Origin of the sequence: Clostridium fallax (assembly GCF_900129365.1) — a bacterium.
GTDB classification, from domain to species: domain Bacteria; phylum Bacillota; class Clostridia; order Clostridiales; family Clostridiaceae; genus Clostridium_AH; species Clostridium_AH fallax.
Genome location: NZ_FQVM01000026.1, coordinates 1 through 20,697 on the forward strand (window position 1 = coordinate 1; position 20,697 = coordinate 20,697).

Annotated in this window: 15 protein-coding genes; 10 read left to right on the top strand and 5 right to left on the bottom strand. The window is 26.8% G+C overall.

Annotation, left to right across the window (positions count from 1 at the left end; genetic code table 11):
• Positions 1-191: 191 nt before the first annotated feature.
• The gene (locus BUA70_RS10595) at positions 192-1,055 is read right to left on the bottom strand and encodes an AraC family transcriptional regulator (protein ID WP_072897151.1); all 864 of its coding nucleotides are present in this window, start codon (positions 1,053-1,055) and stop codon (positions 192-194) included.
• A gap of 193 nt (positions 1,056-1,248) precedes the next feature.
• Here BUA70_RS10595 and BUA70_RS10600 point away from each other — a divergent pair, with 193 nt between their 5' ends.
• The 5 genes from BUA70_RS10600 (at position 1,249) to BUA70_RS10620 (ending at position 9,177) form a co-directional block, all read left to right on the top strand.
• Complete coding sequence (locus BUA70_RS10600) at positions 1,249-2,520, top strand: ABC transporter substrate-binding protein (protein ID WP_111944802.1); 1,272 nt, start codon at positions 1,249-1,251, stop codon at positions 2,518-2,520.
• 71 nt (positions 2,521-2,591) lie between these two features.
• Positions 2,592-3,518, top strand: a complete 927-nt coding sequence (locus tag BUA70_RS10605; RefSeq protein WP_072897155.1) for a carbohydrate ABC transporter permease — start codon at positions 2,592-2,594, stop codon at positions 3,516-3,518.
• Positions 3,519-3,534: 16 nt separating this feature from the next.
• Entirely contained in the window at positions 3,535-4,362 is an 828-nt protein-coding gene (locus BUA70_RS10610; protein ID WP_072897157.1) for a carbohydrate ABC transporter permease, read from the top strand.
• Positions 4,363-4,391: 29 nt separating this feature from the next.
• Complete coding sequence (locus BUA70_RS10615; RefSeq protein WP_072897159.1) at positions 4,392-6,599, top strand: alpha-galactosidase; 2,208 nt, start codon at positions 4,392-4,394, stop codon at positions 6,597-6,599.
• Positions 6,600-6,639: 40 nt separating this feature from the next.
• Entirely contained in the window at positions 6,640-9,177 is a 2,538-nt protein-coding gene (locus BUA70_RS10620; protein WP_072897161.1) for a family 16 glycosylhydrolase, read from the top strand.
• 76 nt (positions 9,178-9,253) lie between these two features.
• Here the strand turns inward: BUA70_RS10620 and BUA70_RS10625 are convergent, their stop codons facing one another.
• Entirely contained in the window at positions 9,254-10,639 is a 1,386-nt protein-coding gene (locus tag BUA70_RS10625) for an MFS transporter (protein ID WP_072897163.1), read from the bottom strand.
• A gap of 412 nt (positions 10,640-11,051) precedes the next feature.
• A complete protein-coding gene (locus tag BUA70_RS10630; protein ID WP_072897165.1) occupies positions 11,052-12,431 on the bottom strand; it encodes an MFS transporter in 1,380 nt (459 codons plus the stop codon).
• A gap of 1,033 nt (positions 12,432-13,464) precedes the next feature.
• On the opposite strand from BUA70_RS10630, the gene BUA70_RS10635 reads away from it, so the two are divergent.
• Positions 13,465-14,670, top strand: a complete 1,206-nt coding sequence (locus BUA70_RS10635) for a PucR family transcriptional regulator (RefSeq protein WP_072897167.1) — start codon at positions 13,465-13,467, stop codon at positions 14,668-14,670.
• 17 nt (positions 14,671-14,687) lie between these two features.
• On the opposite strand, the gene BUA70_RS10640 is transcribed toward BUA70_RS10635, so the two are convergent.
• Both BUA70_RS10640 and BUA70_RS10645 read right to left on the bottom strand, forming a co-directional pair.
• Positions 14,688-15,632 (bottom strand): DMT family transporter, encoded by a 945-nt coding sequence (locus BUA70_RS10640; protein WP_072897169.1) that lies wholly within the window; start codon positions 15,630-15,632, stop codon positions 14,688-14,690.
• Positions 15,633-15,668: 36 nt separating this feature from the next.
• On the bottom strand, positions 15,669-16,424 hold the full coding sequence (locus tag BUA70_RS10645; RefSeq protein ID WP_072897171.1) for a creatininase: 756 nt from the start codon (positions 16,422-16,424) through the stop codon (positions 15,669-15,671).
• A 286-nt stretch (positions 16,425-16,710) separates the two neighbouring features.
• Here BUA70_RS10645 and codA point away from each other — a divergent pair, with 286 nt between their 5' ends.
• The 4 genes from codA (at position 16,711) to BUA70_RS10665 (ending at position 20,317) form a co-directional block, all read left to right on the top strand.
• Complete coding sequence (codA, locus tag BUA70_RS10650; RefSeq protein ID WP_072897173.1) at positions 16,711-17,973, top strand: cytosine deaminase; 1,263 nt, start codon at positions 16,711-16,713, stop codon at positions 17,971-17,973.
• Positions 17,974-18,178: 205 nt separating this feature from the next.
• Positions 18,179-18,631, top strand: coding sequence for a PTS sugar transporter subunit IIA (locus BUA70_RS10655; RefSeq protein WP_072897175.1), 453 nt, complete (start codon positions 18,179-18,181; stop codon positions 18,629-18,631).
• A 50-nt stretch (positions 18,632-18,681) separates the two neighbouring features.
• A complete protein-coding gene (locus tag BUA70_RS10660; protein WP_072897177.1) occupies positions 18,682-18,966 on the top strand; it encodes a PTS sugar transporter subunit IIB in 285 nt (94 codons plus the stop codon).
• Between the two features lie 91 nt (positions 18,967-19,057).
• The gene (locus BUA70_RS10665) at positions 19,058-20,317 is read left to right on the top strand and encodes a PTS ascorbate transporter subunit IIC (RefSeq protein WP_072897179.1); all 1,260 of its coding nucleotides are present in this window, start codon (positions 19,058-19,060) and stop codon (positions 20,315-20,317) included.
• Positions 20,318-20,697 lie beyond the last annotated feature (380 nt).

Consider the following 20,697-nt stretch of genomic DNA (forward strand, 5'->3'; position numbering starts at 1 on the left):
TTAAAAATATTCTTTAAAACATAGGGTGATCTACAATTAAAATCTATGAAAAAGAAATAGAATTTTTTATAGGTTTTAATTAAGCTTCTTTATATAAAATAATTCATATTGAATTAAAAAATAAACACAAATTATATCTTCAATACAAATTTATTGAATTTATATACCAAAAATAGAATCTATTAAATTAATTACTCTTCAGTTATATTATTAAGAAAAGTTGTTCTCCATTTTGATGGAGATAAATTAAATCTTTTTTTAAATGCCACTGAAAAATTAAATTGGTTTGAATATCCTAGTAATTCTGAAATGTAGGAAATGGATAGAGTTTTATCTTTTAATAAATTACATGCCTTCATCATCTTATAATGAATCAAAAATTCTTGAGGGGTTATATTCATATGCTTTTTAAATATACGGGTAAAATAAGATTTGCTTAGATTGCATCTTTTAGATATATCTTCAACTGAAATATTACGATTATAATTTTCTTCAATAAAATTTAACGCTTCACGAATATAAAATTCATTTAAATCATCAGCTTCAGTTAAGGTGCTGTTTAATGAGAATTCTATTAAAGAATTAATAAAAAGATATAGATGTCCAACTATAAAGCTAGGATTTTTTTTACTATTACTAACAATAGATTTCATTTCTTTAATAATTTCAATGGAATTTCTATTTTCTTTTACCTTAAAGATTGGATTGTCAGGGTTTAATCCAGCCTCATCCATATAAATTTTTGATTTCAATCCATTAAATTCAATCCATATGTAATGCCAAGGATCCTTTTCATCTGCTTGATAAGAACATATTACATTTGGGCAAATCAAAAAACCTTCTCCAGCAGAAATTTCATAATATTTTTTCTCAAAGGTTTTTGGATCAACAGGAAAAAACTTACCCTTACCAGATATAACATAATGAAATAAATAATTATTTTTAACTGTTGGTCCTATTGAATGCAAAGGATCGCATTGTTCAGAACCAAATTGAACTGGTTTTAAATCAATATAATTTTCATTATTAAAAACATAAGTTTCAAATTTAGACATAATAACCTCCATAAATATATGATAAAAAAATAAAATATATTATAATTTTCAAAAAGTACAGATATTAATATATTTAAGAATAATAATAACATGTGATAATAACGTTTACAATGATAAAATTTAATTGTACCAACTAAACTACTAAAATGTTAAAGTTGATTAAATTATTAAAAATATATAAGGGGGAGTAATAGTGAGAAAGAAGTTTAGCCTACTAATTTTAAGCTTATGTACTTTATTTTTAATGGGATGTGGAAGTAAGGAACAGGGAGGAAATAATAACGGAGATAGTAATGGACCTGTAACAATTTCATATGCTATTTGGGATTCTGGTCAAGAAAAAGGTTTGCGTAAATTAGCAGATGAATTTGAAGAGAAAAACTCTAATATAAAAGTCAATATACAAGTTATAGGATGGAATGATTATTGGACAATGCTAGAGGCAGCTGCAACCGGTGGATCATTACCAGATACATTCTGGATGCATTCTAATGAAATTTATCGTTACGGATCAAATGATATGCTACTTAACTTAAATGATTATATAAAAGATAGTAAAGATGTAGATTTAAAAAGTTTCCCAGAGGGATTAAATAAAATTTACAATATAAAAGGTAATCAATATGCAATTCCAAAAGATTACGATACTATTGGATTATGGTATAACAAAAAGATGTTTGATGAAGCTAATATACCTTATCCTGATGAAACTTGGACTTGGGATAAGTTACATGAAGTTGCAAAAAAACTAACAAAAGCAGATGGAAGTCAATTTGGCGTATTAGCTCCACTACATAATCAAGAAGGTTATTATAACTTTGTATACCAAAATGGGGGAAATATAATAAATAGTGAAAAGAAATCAGAATATGACAATCCTAAAACTATAGAAGCAATGAATTATTATTTCAATTTATCTAAAGAAGGATTATCACCTAAAATTTATAATGATAAAGAAAGAGCAGAAGCTTTACAAAATGGACAGGTAGCAATGGGATTCTTTGGCTCATGGAATCTAAGTTCTTTTAGAGATAATGAATATATGGCTAAGAATTTTGATGTTACTGTATTACCTTCATCTAATGATGGCAAAAGAGCAACAATATTTAATGGATTAGGAAATGCAGCGGCAGCTACAACAAAACATCCAAAAGAATGTTGGAAATGGTTAGAATATTTAGGTTCAAAAGAAGGTCAAGAAAAGCAAGGAGAATTAGGTATAGCAATTCCTGCATATAACGGTGTTGCTGATACATGGGTAAATACAAGTAAGAACTTTAATACAAAAGTCTTTGTTGACATGGTAAATTATGCTCAAATAAGACCATATTCAAATTCTACTGCTAAGTGGGAAGATAAGGCTACAGAAATTTTAAAGAAGGCTTATCTTGGCGATACTTCTATTGAAGATGCATGTAAAGAAACTGCTAAAATGATGAATGATTATTTAAGCCAAGAAAAGTAATTTAAAATAAAAAACAATAGTGAATATAAAAGTAGCTATTGTTTTTTTATTAAATATAAGGAGAAGTAATTATGGAACTTAGAAAAAATAATTTATTTAAAACACTATTTGTTCCTAATAAGAGAAGAACAGAATGGCTTTGGGGATGGTTTTTAGTAGCCCCAACTATTATAGGATTAATTATTCTAAATATTATACCAATATTTGAAGTTCTAAAGATGAGTTTTTACAAAAGTGGTGACTTTGGAAAAAATGATATTTTTATAGGATTTGCTAATTACAAAAGGTTATTAGGTGATGAGCAAGTATGGCAAGCAACACTTAACACTTTAAAATATACATTTTTAGTTGTACCGTTAAATGTAATTATTGCTCTTATTTTAGCTACAATTTTAAATAAGAAAATAAAGGGAAGAGGAATTTATCGTACTATTTATTTTATTCCAATGGTAGCAGCTCCAGCAGCTATAACAATGGTTTGGAGATGGTTATATAATACTCAATTTGGACTAATAAATTATTTACTTGGAAAGATAGGAGTTCCAAAAATAGATTGGATAAACGATCCTAGTATAGCTATGTATTCAATAGTTATTATTGGAATTTGGAGTACTATTGGATATAGTATGGTATTAATTTTAGCTGGACTTCAAGAAATACCGAGAGGCTATTATGAGGCAGCAACTATTGATGGAGCTAACTCTATACATAAATTTTTTAAGATAACAATTCCTCTAGTTTCTCCAACATTATTTTTTGTAATCGTTACAAACATAATTCAGTCAATGCAAGTATTTGATGTTATTTATATGATGATAGATATAACAAGTCCTGCTTATGATAAAACTGTATCACTTGTATATTTATTTTATAACAATGCCTTTAAGTATTCAGATAAAGGGTATGGATCAACAATTATAATATTACTACTAATAATTATTTTAATATTTACATATATTCAAATGAAATTACAAAAGAAATGGGTAAATTACATGTAGATAAGGAGTGAGATAAGTGAAAGAAAAAAATATATCTAGAATATTTACACATTTATTCTTAATTATTATAGCAATAATTATGATATTACCATTTGTATGGATGGTATTAACATCTTTTAAATCAGTAACAGAATCCACTCAAATGAATCCATTTGTTATTTTTCCAAGTCATTGGAGAATAGAAAATTATATAGAAGTTATAAAAGGAAATGATTTTCTTGCATTATATATAAATACATTTTTGATGATGATATTTCGTGTAGTTTGTTCAGTTTTATTTAGTGCAATGGCAGCTTACGCATTTGCAAGATTAGAGTTTCCAGGAAGAAATTTTTTGTTTGGATTAGTTTTATTTCAAATGATGATTCCAGCACAAGTTTTTATAATCCCACAATATTTAATGATAGATAATATTAATATGAGAAACACTATTTTTGCCCTTGTTTTTCCAGGATTAGTTAGTGCCTTTGGAACATTTCTTCTAAGACAATTTTTTATGGGATTACCAAAAGAGTTAGAAGAAGCAGCTCATTTAGATGGTTGTAATATAGGACAAACATTCTTTAGGGTTATGTTACCCCTAGCAAAATCAGGATTAGTTGCCTTAAGTATATTTACAGCATTATTTGCATTTAAGGATTTAATGTGGCCACTAATAGTTAACACAAATACTGATGCTGCTACATTATCTTCTGCATTATCAAAAATTCAAAGTGCTTATTCTGTAAATTATCCTCAACTTATGGCTGCAGCTGTATTAGCAATATGGCCTATGTTAGCAATTTATCTTGTTTTCCAAAAGCAATTTATTGAGGGTATAGCAACTTCAGGTGGAAAACTTTAAAATACTTTAATTTAGACAGGAGGATTAAAATGCCTATTATTTTTCATAAAGAGTTACAAGAATTTCATTTATATAATGAAGAAATTAGCTACGTTATTCATATTTTACCTAATGGACATATAGGAAATTTATATTTTGGAAAAAGAATAGATCCCTATAAAACATACAATCATTTATTTGAGGAAACATTTAGACCTTTAGCAGCCTATGTATATGAAGGAGATAATGGATTCTCTCTACAAAATACTAGACAAGAATATCCTACTTTTGGTTTATCTGACTTTAGAAAAGGAGCTTTTTTAATAAAACAAGAAAGTGGAAGTGAAATTTCAGATTTTAAATATGAAAGTCATAAAATAATGAAAGGAAAATCAGTTTTACCTAATTTGCCACAAACATATGTTGAAAATAAAGAAGAGGCAACAACTTTAGAGATTGTATTATTCGATGAAGTAATAGAAAGTAAACTAAAATTATATTTTACTATTTTTGAAGATAGACCAGTTGTTACTAGAAGCTCAAGTTTTTTAAATCTTAGTAATAAGCTAATAACTATAGAAAAAGCAATGAGTTTTAATTTAGATTTACCTGATACTAATTATAATATGATTCAGCTTAATGGTGCATGGGGAAGAGAAAGACATGTTCATAATAGGAATATTAAAGAAGGTACACAGGGCTTTTACAGTTTAAAAGGAGCTAGTAGTGCAGAGTTTAATCCTTTTTTTGCACTTAGAAGACCAAATACAGATGAGTTTTCTGGTGAAGTATTAGGTTTTTCCCTTATTTATAGTGGTAATTTTGCAGCAGAAGTTGATGTAGATACTTATAATCAAACAAGAGTTATGATGGGAATTCATCCAGATAGATTTAGTTGGAAGTTAAATTTAAATGAAGAGTTTTATACTCCAGAGGCTGTTATTGTTTACTCAGATAGAGGGTTAAACTATATGAGTAATGTTTATCATAGTTTATATAGGGAATGTTTGATGAGAGGAAAATGGAAGAATAGTGTAAGACCTATACTTTTAAATAGTTGGGAGGCACTTAGTTTTTCCATTGATGAAGAGAAAATTAAAAAATTAGCTACAAATGCTTCAAAATTAGGAATAGAACTTTTTGTTTTAGATGACGGATGGTTTGGAGAAAGAAATAATGATAAGGCTGGACTTGGAGATTGGACTGTAAATAAAGAAAAATTTCCCAATGGATTAAATGGAATAATAAATTGCATAAATGATCTTGGAATGAATTTTGGAATATGGATTGAACCAGAGATGGTTAATAAAGATAGCAATCTCTATAGAAATCATCCAGATTGGATTATTCATGATCCTACTAGAAGACCTTCTCATACAAGAAATCAATATACATTGGATTTTTCTAGAGATGAGGTAGTTGAATATATATATAGTAAGATAGAGAAATTGCTTTCAGATTATAATATTTCCTATATAAAATGGGATATGAATAGATATATAACAGAATGCTATAGCAAAACTAAAGAAAATAATTTACAAGGAACTGTATATCATAAATATATTTTAAATGTTTATAAGATGTATGATAAATTAACAAAGAAATTTCCTAATGTTCTTTTTGAATCTTGCTCCAGTGGAGGTGCAAGATTTGATCCAGGAATGTTATATTATGCGCCACAAACATGGACAAGCGATAATACCGATGCTATTGAGCGTCTAAAAATTCAATATGGAACTTCTTTTGTTTATCCTTTAATATCTATGGGGAGTCATGTATCAGAATGTCCAAATCAACAGGTATTTAGGGAAACAAGCTTAGAAACTAGAGGTAATGTAGCATACTTTGGTAACCTAGGTTATGAGCTTAATGTTAATAACCTATTAGATGATGAAAAAGAAAAAATAATTAAACAGATACAATTCTATAAGGAAAATAGAGAAGCTTTTCAGTATGGTGAATTTTATAGAATAAAGAATCCATATAGCAATAATATTGCAGCTTGGATGATAAAATCAAAGGATGAGAAAACTGTTATTTTAGGATGTTATAAAATTTTAAATCATGCCAATGAAGGAAAAGAAAGAATAAAATTAGTTGGATTAGACACAAATGAAACTTATAAATTAAATCATCCTTATGAGAAATATTTTAAGGGGGATGAGCTTATGAATATTGGTATATCAATAAATAATGAGGATTTTTGTAATAATGGGAATGATTTTTCATCAGTACTTTATGTATTAAGAAAATTATAGAAGTTTATATATTTTAATGATTAAGGGGGATAAGAGTATTATGGATTTTTTGTCAAAAGTTAAAAAGACACAGGTAATTTTTACTTTATCTATTTTTGTAGGAACCCTTTTGTTAAATACTTTCAGTGGAGTAGCCTTTGCCAGTGAAAATCAATATTTGCTTACCAATATATTATCTGGCTTAAGACCTACTACTAATAGTAAGCATATGATTATTAGTGGAGATTCTACTGTGCCACAGGTAGCAATATTACATCCAGATTCAGCCACTGATGGTGATAATTCATCTAGTAATGATGATAATTTAAATACTAAAGTAATAGTTGGAGAAGAAATAGGTGGACCAGATAATGGATATAGCAAGTGGGAACCTACTTTTTTACAATATGACTTTAAAAAGATTCGTGATGTAGAACAAATTAAAATATATAGAAATACTTATGATAATGCAGTATCAACCTATAAAGATGTAAAGGTGGAATTATCAACTAGTCCAAGTTTTGAAAAAGATAAAACTACTGTTATATTTAAAAATCAAGATATTGTTGAAAGTAAGGAAAGTAAGGGTAATCCACAGATTATAAATCTAGATAGGTCTATTAATGCTCAATATATACGTATTTGGGGAAGAGGACATTATATTCAAAACACAAATAGTACATGGAAGGGATATAGTAATGGAAATCTTTATAATGAAATTGAAGTTATGGCAAGAGTTCCAAAATCAGAACTTCCAAGCAATCCCCATGATAAAAAATCTATAAATCTATCAAATGGAAAGCTTCCTTATGTTTATGGATTAGATCCAACTAATATAGAAGCAATTACAGATGGAAAAGTAGATAATAATTATGCTGTACATAATAGTTTAGGGGAAAATTGGCTTCAATTTGAATATAAAAATACTTATAAATTTGATACAATAAAGTTTAAATTAGAACCAGGAAAATATAGAACTGTTAAAGTAGCTATTTCTAATTCACCTAATAGTGGATTCAGAGAAGTTTTTAATAAAACTAATTGGAGACAAAAGGATAATTTAGAGGTAGTAAAGTTATCCTCTAATATTAGAGGTAGATATGTTCGTTTTATTGTTGATAAAGATGGAAATAGTAAAACAAAGTATTCAGAAATTGAAATATGGGGAACAGGAAATAATTATAATGAGAATAAAGAAGAATATGTTGAACCAATTTCAAAGTATAATCAACTTGTGTGGAGTGATGAATTTAACGGAGATAAAATAGACGAAAGTAAATGGACTATTATAGATGGAATGGTGAATCATGGAGCAATCTATAATAAATATGCAGTAAGTATAAAAAAAGATGGACAAAATAGTTATTTAGCAATAAATACAAAAAATTATAACAGTACTGATAAATTAATTGAAGCAGTTGGAGTAGATAATTATTTAGGACAAAGTATAAATAAACAAAAAGTTACTTGGTCATCTGGAAGAGTTGAATCAAAAAATAAATATTCATTTCAGTTTGGACGTATGGCAGTAAGGGCGAAAGTAAATGACTCTCAAGGAATCTGGCCGGCTATATGGATGTTATCTCAAGATGAAACAGGACATGATGAAATAGATGTCTTAGAATATTTGGGACAAGATCCTTGGAGTGTATGGACAACTAATCATTTTGGAATATTAGGAAAAAATAAAGGTTCTAATGGCATTAGTCATATAAACTATGAAGCTTGGAGTCAAGATTTTCATGTTTTTGAAGTGGAATGGGATCCAGAAATTATAAAATGGTATATAGATGGAAAGCTAGTATTTCAAAGTACAGAAGGAAGAGATGATGGTAGAGACGGTATGCATAATAGACCAATGTTTCCAATATTAGAGACTCAAGTTGGAGATGGCTGGGTAGGTGATGTTGATTATAACAAACAAAATACAAAGCAAAATTCAGATTATTTAATTGATTGGATAAGAGTATATCAAATGCCAAATCAAGCAAAAGTAAAATTTGATGATTTAAAGGGCCTTAATAAAGAGGAAGATAAAGGTTATGAGATAACCCCTTATTCTCATACAAATAATTTAATTAAATTATCAGATGGAAATTTAAATGAAGAAAATAAAGATAATTTTTATTATGGTGGACAACCTAGATTAGAAAATAGTCGTATAGCTGTTGGTGAAAATTCTAATAAGGAGTCTATAATTTATAATATACCTAATGTTAAAGATGTACATCTAACTACTTATTATCAAACTATCGAAGATAAAGTTAATTGGAATAGAAGTGCAGGAGGGTATGAAGGATATTCAATTAGATCCGCATTAATAAGTGGTAATATTGATTTTAAATTATTTATATCTAAGGATGGAGAAAATTGGAGTGAGTTTAATGATATAAAAATAGTAGATAATTTTATAGAAAAACATCCTGGATATGCAAGAACAACATTTGATGCTTACAACTTACCTAAAGATACTCAATTTATAAAAATAGAATTTCCACAATATAAAAATATAAAATATAAATTAAATAGTGGAACTATAAAAGATGTAAAAAATACTGACATACAATTAGCTAAAGTTACATTTTTACAAAATAAATAATATAAATTAAAATAAAGTTATTTTAAAAAAGAACCTATAAAAGTGTTTTTATAGGTTCTTTTTGTTATAAAATTATTTATTCAGTAACTGTTTTTTCTTCAGTAATTATCTTTTCTTCAGTGGAATTTCTATTATACTTTTTAGTAAATACTATAAGTAATAAAATACTAGCAAATAAGTATAAGCCTGCAGCTATATAGTAAGCAGTTGCATATCCATTTTGGGTTTGTAGTAGATAATATCTTGCAAATAATCCAGCTATAATTCCTATTATAGAATTTGTAACTAATATAAGAGAATTATATGCAGGCACTAAGTTTTTAGGTACAAAAGTTAATGGTAAAGAACCTTGAATAGGAGCAGAAGCATTTGCAACCCCAGATCTTATAAATAAAATTATACCTATTGCCCAAGCTACATTTGAACCAAACATAGCACCATTAGCCATAACAACCATTAAAGGAGTACATAATATTGTTACTAATGCAATTGTTACTATAGATCCGAATTTCTTTTCAAGGTATGGTGTACAAAAATATGCTAGAACCATAGCTAAAGTTTGGAATGTTATTATTGTAGAAACAACGCCTCTACTTATATGTAAAAAGTTATTTAAATATATTGGAAAGTATGGTGTTACAAGTAATGCACCGAATCTTATAAAGCCAAATATAACAACCCACATAATTACATACTTATTAGCAAATAATTTAAAGTCGAATTTTTTCTCAGCCTTTCTTGCTATAATTTCCTCCTCTGTTTCCCTATAATCTTCAACTTTTTCTTTTAAGAAGAATAAGCAAAATAAAGATAAAATTGTAAGTATTAATGCAATCCATAATACAAATCTATAAGATGATGTATAAGCGGATAATTGTGTTGGATTTAGTTCGCTTTGATGTTCTGATAGAGTAGCAGCATTATCATAAGATACATTTAAAGATTTACTAAACTTCCAAACAACTATTTTACCATTTAAAAATGTTAATATAGATTGGCTAATTAAGTTACAATACATAACTCTTGCAAACATTGATGTTCTTTTAGTTTTAGGAGTATAAGAAGTAAACATTAAAGGATATATACAATCGTACATTGCAGCACCTATATTAACAAGTATATTAGCCAATAATATTACAGTTGGACTTTTACTATATATACACGCAAGTAAGCCACCAATTAATATTATTGGTGCAATAAGAATTATTTTTTTATATCCTACTTTATTTGTAAGTAAGAGTATAAGTGCAATTACAAAGGTTCCAATTGATGCATAAGCAGGAAGTGCTTTAACAACATCTGGAACAGTAAGATTTAGATAAGAAATATAAGAGTCATTAATTATACCCGTTACAGCGCCCATGAAGATATAACTTAAAATAAATATAGCACAGTTATATTTCCACCTTTTATTCCAAGTTTCATCTTTGCTTGTTATTAGATTTAACAACTTTTCTTCCATAAAGAATGCTCCCTTCACAATTTTAATTAATTTTATAAAATAATAATTTTGAAATTATATGGAATTTTATTGTAAAAATTTATATTTATAAATTAAGTAAACAATTAAAAATCTAATATTCTTTATGATAAATTAAGATAAATATAATATAATTAAATAAAACTTATATGATTTTTAGAATAAATAAAGTTCTTTCAATAAAATTTACTCTATATAAATTTTATTGAAGTATATTGTGATATGGTGCTATTTAAAATACGATTTATATTAAAAAGTTATTATGTAATAATTATCGAGTATATGCTAATTACTGGTATTTTATTGCTTAATCATATATCAATTTAAGGATATATAAAATATTATTTATATCCTTTAAAAATACCACCAGCTAAGTTTAGCTGGTGGTATTTTTTTAAACTGGCTCTTTATCAAGTTCTATTTTATCATCATCTAAACTTCTATTATATTTTTTATTAAATACTATAAGTAATACAATACTACAGAATAAGTATATTCCACCAGCTATGTAATAAGCATTTGCATAACCACTGTCAGTTTGAAGTAGATAATATCTTGCAAATAATCCAGCTATAATTCCTACAATTGAATTTGTAACTAATATAAGAGAATTATATGCAGGCACTAAGTTTTTAGGTACAAAAGTTAATGGTAAAGATCCCTCAATAGGAGCAGATGCATTTGCAACTCCAGATCTTAAAAATAATACTATACCTATTACCCAAGCTACATTTGAACCAAACATAGCACCATTAGCCATAACAACCATTAAAGGAGTACATAATATTGTTACTAATGCAATTGTTACTATGGAACCAAATTTCTTTTCAAGATATGGTGTACAAAAATATGCTAAAACCATAGCTAAAGTTTGGAATGTTATTATTGTAGAAACAACTCCTCTACTTATATGTAAAAAGTTATTTAAATATATTGGGAAGTATGGTGTTACAAGTAATGCACCAAATCTTATAATACCGAATATAACAACCCACATAATTACATATTTATTAGCAAATAATTTAAAGTCGAATTTTTTCTCTGCCTTTCTTGCTGCAATTTCCTCAGCTGTTTCTCTATAATCTTCAACTTTTTCTTTTAAGAAGAATAAACAAAATAAAGATAAAACTGTAAGTATTAATGCAATCCATAGTACAAATCTATAAGATGATGTATAAGCTGATAATTGAAGTGGAGTTAATTCACTTTGATGTTCTGATAGAGTAGCTGCATCACCATAGGAGATATTTAAGGAATTACTAAATTTCCAAACAACTATTTTACCATTTAAAAATGTTAATATAGATTGGCTAATTAAGTTACAATACATAACTCTTGCAAACATAGATGTTCTTTTATCCTTAGGAGTGTAAGAGGTAAACATTAAAGGATATATACAGTCGTACATTGCAGCACCTATATTAACAAGTATATTAGCAAATAATATTACAGTTGGATTTTTGCTATATATACATGAAAATAAACCAACAATTAATATTATTGGTGCTAAAAGAACTATTTTTTTATATCCTACTTTATTTGTAAGTAAGAGTATAAGTGCAATTACAAAGGTTCCAATTGATGCATAAGCAGGAAGTGCTTTAACAACATCTGGAACAGTAAGATTTAAATAAGAAACATAAGAATCGTTAGTTATTCCTGTTACAGCGCCCATGAAGATATAACTTAAAATAAATATAGCACAGTTATATCTCCACCTTTTATCCCAAGTTTCATCTTTGCTTGTTATTAAGTTTAGTAGTTTTTCTTGCATTAAAAGCCCCCCTCAATAAATTTGATTACGTTTACAATATCATAATAGTCCAAATTTTTAGAATAATCCAAAACATTAAAAATTCTATTATAAAAAAATTCATTTATAAATTAACAAAACATACAAATATTTCATATTTTAATGATAAGTTAAAAAAAAAATAATATGTTTAAATAAATTTTTATATTTTTTTATATATAAATAAAAATTTATTAGAATATTTTATTTTGAAAGGATTGAAGATGATTTTTAAGCTAATTGCCTTATTTTTTTTAAATAAATCCATATATCTTTAGAAAGCATTAATCTATATAGAATTTATTATAAACTCTCAAACATATTAAATTTATTAAAAATTAATTTTTTAAATTTAATTTAATGTTTTTGTAAATATATACAAAAATATTTTTATAATAAATTTTAACTAAAAAATAATATTTTTTTATACATATGAATTTTATAATTATAAATAATTCATTTAAAAAGTAGAGCTTTTTATAAGTAAGAAATAAATCATTTAATAAATGGGATATTTGAAAAAATAGATAATGAACAGAAAAAATTTGTAAAAGAGTTATAGAAAATAAGTTGTTAAAGTGTATACTAATACAATATAATGAAAAATCCCTTTGAAAAATATAGAAATTAAGTGAATTAATAATATATAGGGAGATTATAAAATATATTATGTAATAAAAGATAATATACAAGTTAAAAGAACAATTAAACAATTTGATATATTTTTTTAAGAATACTATTTTTGTTGATTACATATTTTGATTTAGACTTTGATTATTAAGTAGGATTTAGATAGATAGAATTAGGAAGTGCAAAAAATAAATTTAATTTAAAAATATTCAATATTATTTAATATTTTAACAAAAAATGATACAATAAAAAGTGGAATAAAATGGAGATATAAAGAAATTAATATTAAATCAATAATTTGTTTGCAAAATTAAATGTTATAAATTTAACAAATCATTAACTTAAAGAAAAATATTTAATTTCTTAGATAAAAAGGAGTGAACTTATGACTTTTTGTTGTAGAGACTTATCTAATCTTAAACATTTTTCAAAGGCGACTTTATTAGCTGGAGAAGGAGGTTTAAATAATGAAATCTCTTGGCCTTATGTAAGAACTACTGAATCTATTTCAGAGTGGCTTTATGGAGGGGAACTTTTATTTGTTATATATAAAGATAATAAAAAAGATGATGAAAATCTTTATATGCTTTTAGAAGAATCTATAGAAAAAAAGCTTTCTGGAATTGTAATTTTAATAGATAATAATTATATAAGTAGTATATCAGAAAAAATGATCAATAGAGCTAATGAAGAAAATTTACCTTTATTTATAATGCCTTGGGATATTAAATTAATAGATATTATACAGGAAATTTTCTTTAAGATAGAGCAAAAGAGAGAAGAATCTAAAAATGCTAAGCATTTTTTTGAATCACTTCTTTTTTCTCAAGATCAATTATGTGAAGATGCTAATGGTCTTGCTGAATTTCATAATATAAAATTAAGACCTTATCATTACATATCAATGATAAAAATGAAAAAGATATCTAATACAACATCTAATGAATCAGAAAAGTTAAATAAAGATATAATTAATTTTTTGGAAGAGGTTTTAAATAATGATAATTATACTTTAATACATATGGAGTATGCTAATTATTTAATGATTTTAATTTTTGCTAATAATCATGAAGATGCAAAGAATTCAACTAGGTTTGTTGAAGATATTTTTAAGTTTATAAGTTCTAAGTATCAAAACATAGATATGAATTTAAGTTTTAGTAGAATTAGAAATACAAATTCTGAAATAAAAGCAAGTTACAAAGAAGCGTTAAAAGCTTCTTCGATGATTGGTATATATAATAAGGATTCAAAAATTATTAAATATAGTGAATTAGGTATTTTAAGATTATTTGTTGAATTAGCTGATACTAAAGATATATGGCAATATTGCTATGAAAATCTAGGACCTATTTTAGAGTATGATAAAAATCATGGAATGGATTTAATAGGAACTTTAAAATGTTATTTTAAGAATAATAGGCATTTAGTAAAAACTTCACAGGAACTTTTTATTCATAGAAATACATTGCTTTATAGATTATCAACTATAAAAAATCTTTTAAACAAAGATCTAAACGATGCCATGGTGGATTTAGAACTTTTTAATAGTATATTAATTTATGAATTTTTAACTTTAAAGAATAAATGAAAGCCTGTGACAATTTGTCACAGACTTTCAGATTCTTTATACTTAATAAAGGATTTTTTATCTTTTTTAGAAGATACTTTTTCTTTTGCAAAGGATAAGGTTAAAACTCCTGCAAAAATTAATATACATGCAACTATTTTTATTAATGTGATTTTTTCTCCAAGTAGTATTGCTCCAAAAATTACACTTGTTATAGGTTCAAAGGTGCTAATAACAGCAGCTTCACTTGCTCCTATATTTTTTATACCAACTTGTAATAAGGATAGAGCAACAACTGTACATAGGAATGCAAAGATTGCAGATATAGTCCATGCTTTAGTTGTTAATGAAGATAAAACAAGTTGTTTTGTAATTGCGCCATATAAAAGCATACCAATAGTTGAAGAAATAGCTACATAAAACGTTATTTTAAAAGGAGGTTCTCCCTTTAACCCACTTTTATCCATAAATATTATATAGAATGCATAAAATACTCCTGAGGCTATTGCTAAAAACAAACCTAGTAATGTGCTAGAACCAATAGATGCAGAAGTTAATGCAGTTATAAAAAAGCATCCTATACCAGACATTGCAATAATTAATGCCATAATTTTTTGTTTACTTAACTTTTCATGAAAAAATATAACACATCCAAGTGTTACAAATATGGGATAAGTAAAATGTATTGGAGTTACAATTCCTACGTCTATGTAAGAAAAGGCCATATTTAACATTAATGTTGTAAGTGCGTTTCCAATAAAACCTAGTATTATTAAGTTTTTAAGCTGTTTTTTAGTTACTTTTAAATCAATTTTTAACATTAAAATTATAATCAATAAAAATGGTAAACTTAAAAAATTTCTTAAAAAAGTTAGTGTTACAGGATTACTTCCCTCAAGACCATAAGTCATAGGGCCAAGAGTAAAAGCAAATCCAAAGGTAATAGAGGATAACATTGTAAGAATTATTCCTTTAGTTTTCATAATATCCCTACTTTTTGTATAAATTTATTATAAATTTTATTTAAAAGCTTCATCAATAATTTTAATAATGTTTGGTATAACATCATCAACAATTATTTTTCCTCTTTCTGCTGAAGAAGATTTAGCTGATGCAAGGATTCCGGTTTCAGGGACTATATCCTTTTCTATAGGATATTTATAGTAAGTAGCTGGGCTTGCATTTTCTGTATCTAAAATTTTATCTTCTCTAACTAATTCTGGAGCAAAATACATCATTAATGAGGTCTCTGTTACAGCAGCATGCTCTAGAGCCCAACCTGGGAATGGAACTTCATCAAAAACTTTATCAATTACATCTGGTGACATAGGATCCCACCAATTAGTAAGAAGAATTTGAACTTTATCTCCATATTTTGCAGAGCATAAATCCATAGCTTCAACAATAAAAGCTTCATTTTCAAAGTGAGCACTTAAAATAAATATCTTTGTAAATCCATCACGAACAAATTCATCAATTATATCCATTACTAGAGCTTGAAGGGTAGCTCCGTTTAAGTCTATAGTTCCAGGAAATAATGGGCCACCACCACTTAATGGTTTTGATTTATATCCATAGGAAATTGCAGGAGCAACTACACCATTGATTTTTTCTGCTATACGATAAGCAAAACCATTTGCAAGTACAGTATCTACACAAGTAGGTAGATGAGGACCATGTTGTTCTGTAGATCCTATTGGTAAGATTATTATATCATCTTTTTTCTTTGCAAATTCTTTCCAAGTCATGTTTTCCATTTTTACATTTTCATACATAATAACGTCTCCTTTTCCTGTCTTTAAATTATTTTTTATAAAATAAATATTTAACAATTTTCATTATGGTCACAGTATACTATTAGAATATATCACATACAATGTACAAAAAATACAAATATAAGTGTAAAAATATGTTCTATATACATACAATTTTATTAAAGTATTCTTGTACAATTAATACAATGATTACATACTAATTTTATGTTAAACTTCCTTTATTGATAAGTGGTTACTAGGTAAAATTTTTAATAATTTAAGTAAAAACTGAAGGGAGATTATTTAAATGAAAGCTATTCTATTTAAAAATGCTAGATTAAAAGGAAAAGAAGCATTAGTTGATTTACTTGTTGAAGATGGAGTTTATAAAGAGATAGGACCTAATCTTTCAGACAAATATAAAGATGTAGAAAAATATGATTTAAAAGGTGACCTTGTGGTTCCACCTTATGTAGATCCTCATATACATTTAGATTATGTTTATACAGCTCGTATGCCTGGTGCAAATAATGGAACAGGTACTCTTTTTGAAGGAATTCAAAGATGGTCAGAAACTAAAGGAAATATGACTGTGGAAGAAGTAAAAGAACGTGCTAGAATTGCTTTAAAAAAGGAAATATTATATGGAACTCAATATCTTAGAACTCATGTTGATGTAACAGATCCAAAGTTTACTTGTTTAAAGGCTATTATGGAACTAAAAGAAGAGGTAAAAGACATTGTTGATATACAAATAATAGCTTTTCCACAGGAAGGAATGTATTCATATAAAAATGGAGATAAATTGGTAGAAGAAGCATTAAAAATGGGAGCAGATGTAGTAGGAGGTATTCCTCATTTTGAATTTACAAGAGAAATGGGAGAAAAATCAGTTAAAAAGACTGTAGAACTTGCTATGAAATATAATAAGTTAATTGATATTCACTGTGATGAAACTGATGATGAGCAATCAAGATTTGTAGAATTATTAGCAGCGGAAGTTTATATGAATGGAATAGGAGAGCTTACAACAGCAAGCCATGCTTGTGCAATGGGTTCATATAATAATGCCTATGCCTTTAAATTATTTAAACTTTTAAAACTTGCAAATATGAACTTTATATCATGTCCTACTGAAAATATCCATCTTCAAGGAAGATATGATACATATCCAAAGAGAAGAGGACTTACAAGAGTTAAGGAATTAAATGATGCTGGAATAAATGTTTGTTTTGCACAGGATTCAATTTCAGACCCATGGTATCCATTAGGAAATGGTAATTTAATGAATATATTAGATTTTGGAATTCATATTTGTCATATGATGTCTTTTGATGAGATAAATAATGCATTAGATTTAATAACAACTAATGGGGCAAAAACTCTTCATATACAAGATAAATATGGAATAGAAGTAGGAAAAGATGCAAACTTTATAGTATTAAATGCTAAAAATGAATTTGATGCAATTATTGAAAGAGTAGGAATTAACTGCTCTGTTAGAAGGGGAGAGTTCCTATTTAAAAGAAAACCAGAAGTAATTGATACAAGTATTTCTCTATTAAAATAATATTAATAAAATAATATTTAAAAAACCATCATGAAGGAATTAAAATTCCTTCATGATGGTTTTTTTATGAAATCTATTAGTTCAATTTTTCACTTTTAATTCGAAATAGAAGGGACTGTAAACATATTCAAAGTGTTTTTAAAATTATATATAATAAAGATACATTAAGGGGCAACAATTTAATGCAGGAATGGAAGTGGATTATATGATAGGAGATTTAGTAGTAAAAGAATTTATAAAAGTAAAAGAAAATTGCACTTATTGGGAAGATGCTATAAAGGTAGGAGCAGCTCTTTTAGAAGAAAAAGATGTTGTTGAAAAAAGATATAAAGAAGCTATAATTAATAATTTTAAAGAATTAGGACCATATATGGTGATAGCCCCAGGAATTGTATTATCGCATGCAAGACCAGAAAGTGGTGTAAATGAAACAGGTATTAGTTTAGTTACATTAAAAAATCCTATAAACTTTGGAAGTGAACAAAATGATCCAGTGAAACTTATTGTTACCTTAGCTGCTAAGGATAATACTAGTCATTTAGACTTACTTTCAAATTTAATGGAAATATTTATGAATAATGAAGACTTAAATAAAATTTTTGAAGCTGATTCAGAAGAAGAAATTTTAGAAGTCTTAAAAAAATATAAAAAAAATTAAATTTTAAAAGTTAAAAAATATAAAAGATTAAATTTTAGGAGGAATTAATTATGAAAATATTAGTATGTTGTGGAAGTGGATTAGGAAGTAGCTTTATGATCGAGATGAAGATAGAAAAGGTTCTTAGTGAATTAAACTTAACTGGTATAGAAGTAAGTCACTCAGACCTTTCATCAGCAAAGGGAATTAAAGCAGATATTTATGTTGGAACAAGAGATATAGCAGTTAGATTAGAAGGCCTAGGTGGAGAAGTTGTTTCATTAAATAATATGATAGACATGAACGAATTAAAAGAAAAATTAAGTGCTACATTAAAGAAATTAAATTATATCTAAATTTATTAAAAGGATTTCTTTAAGATAAATATAATAATGCACAAAAGAAAAAATTCTTAAATGTAATAGGGTTAAAAGGAGATGAAATTATATGTTGCAATTTTTATTAGATATATTAAGTACTCCAGCGATATTAGTTGGTTTAGTTGCTTTAATTGGTCTTATATTTCAAAAGAAGCCAATATCTGATTGCGTTACTGGAACTATTAAAACTATAATGGGATTTTTAGTTCTTGGCGGTGGTGCTACAATAGTTGTTGGTGCACTAGATTACTTCGGTAAAATGTTTCAATATGGTTTTGGAATTACAGGAATAGTTCCTAATAATGAGGCTATTGTAGGAATGGCATTAAAAGATTATGGAACTCAAACAGCCTTAATAATGGCTTTAGGAATGATAGTTAATATATTAATAGCAAGATTTACAAAGATGAAATACATATTCTTAACAGGACACCATACATTATATATGGCTTGTATGTTAGCTGCAATATTAATAGCTGGTGGAGTTAGCGGAGCACCATTAGTTATAGTAGGATCTTTATTACTAGGGTTTATAATGGCCTTGATGCCAGCCTTAGCTCAACCTATAATGAAAAAAATTACAGGGGTAGATAATATCGCCTTTGGACACTTTGGAACTTTTGGATATCTTGTAGCTGCAGGCGTTGCAAAGCTTGTAGGTAAAGGATCTAAGTCAACAGAAGAGATGAAATTCCCTCAAGGATTAACTTTCTTAAGAGATACATCAGTTGCAATAAGTTTAACAATGTTAATACTATATTTAATAGTTGCAATAGCAGCAGGTCCGGAATACGTTAAAGAATTAAGTGGTGGACAAAATCTTATAGTATTCTCATTAATTCAAGCAATAACATTTGCTGGTGGAGTTTATGTAATCCTTGCAGGTGTTAGATTAATACTTGGAGAAATAGTACCAGCGTTTAGAGGAATTGCTATGAAGCTTGTTCCTAATGCAAAACCAGCATTAGATTGTCCAGTAGTATTCCCTTATGCACCAAATGCAGTTTTAATAGGATTTTTATCAAGTTTTGTTGGTGGTATAGTTGGAATGTTTATATTAATATTCTTAAAAGCACCAGTTATATTACCAGGTGTTGTGCCTCACTTCTTCTGTGGAGCTACAGCAGGAGTATTTGGTAATGCTGTAGGAGGAAAAAGAGGAGCTATATTAGGTGCCTTTACTCATGGGTTAATAATCACTTTCTTACCAGCGTTATTAATGCCAACACTAGGGGGACTTGGTTATACAGGAACTACATTTAGTGATGCAGACTTTGGAGTAATCGGAATTATCTTAGCTAAAATAACAGCATTATTTGGATTTTAGTTAAAGGTCTGTTAAATAATATAAAGATGTTTATATAGTAGATAAAAACAAGAAGTTATTAATTTATAAAAATAAAGTATAAAATTTGACCGTAGGTAGAAAGATAAAAAAATCTACTACGGTCTTTTTAAATATATGTTTTTACTTGTAAATTAAAATTTTATTTAATATATAGAAACTATATTTTAAGTTAACTAAATTCAAAAGATAAATTTAATAATAAAAAATTTTACAGGTAATTTTTGTTATAGCTTTTTTAAAATTTATTTAACGAAAAAGATTTTAAAAGTATCTATGTAGATTTAGTTAGTCTTTAAATTATTTAAAGGTTCATTTTTTCAATTTTAATACGAAGAAAAGATTACATATAAGCAATATTT

Excerpts from the sequence above, each read along its gene's own strand:
- BUA70_RS10655 (WP_072897175.1), top strand. The coding sequence starts at position 18,179 with ATGATAGGAGATTTAGTAGTAAAAGAATTTATAAAAGTAAAAGAAAAT.
- BUA70_RS10595 (WP_072897151.1), bottom strand. The coding sequence starts at position 1,055 with ATGTCTAAATTTGAAACTTATGTTTTTAATAATGAAAATTATATTGAT.
- BUA70_RS10630 (WP_072897165.1), bottom strand. The coding sequence starts at position 12,431 with ATGCAAGAAAAACTACTAAACTTAATAACAAGCAAAGATGAAACTTGG.
- BUA70_RS10605 (WP_072897155.1), top strand. The coding sequence starts at position 2,592 with ATGGAACTTAGAAAAAATAATTTATTTAAAACACTATTTGTTCCTAAT.
- BUA70_RS10620 (WP_072897161.1), top strand. The coding sequence starts at position 6,640 with ATGGATTTTTTGTCAAAAGTTAAAAAGACACAGGTAATTTTTACTTTA.
- codA (WP_072897173.1), top strand. The coding sequence starts at position 16,711 with ATGAAAGCTATTCTATTTAAAAATGCTAGATTAAAAGGAAAAGAAGCA.
- BUA70_RS10635 (WP_072897167.1), top strand. The coding sequence starts at position 13,465 with ATGACTTTTTGTTGTAGAGACTTATCTAATCTTAAACATTTTTCAAAG.
- BUA70_RS10665 (WP_072897179.1), top strand. The coding sequence starts at position 19,058 with ATGTTGCAATTTTTATTAGATATATTAAGTACTCCAGCGATATTAGTT.
- BUA70_RS10645 (WP_072897171.1), bottom strand. The coding sequence starts at position 16,424 with ATGTATGAAAATGTAAAAATGGAAAACATGACTTGGAAAGAATTTGCA.
- BUA70_RS10615 (WP_072897159.1), top strand. The coding sequence starts at position 4,392 with ATGCCTATTATTTTTCATAAAGAGTTACAAGAATTTCATTTATATAAT.
- BUA70_RS10660 (WP_072897177.1), top strand. The coding sequence starts at position 18,682 with ATGAAAATATTAGTATGTTGTGGAAGTGGATTAGGAAGTAGCTTTATG.
- BUA70_RS10640 (WP_072897169.1), bottom strand. The coding sequence starts at position 15,632 with ATGAAAACTAAAGGAATAATTCTTACAATGTTATCCTCTATTACCTTT.
- BUA70_RS10625 (WP_072897163.1), bottom strand. The coding sequence starts at position 10,639 with ATGGAAGAAAAGTTGTTAAATCTAATAACAAGCAAAGATGAAACTTGG.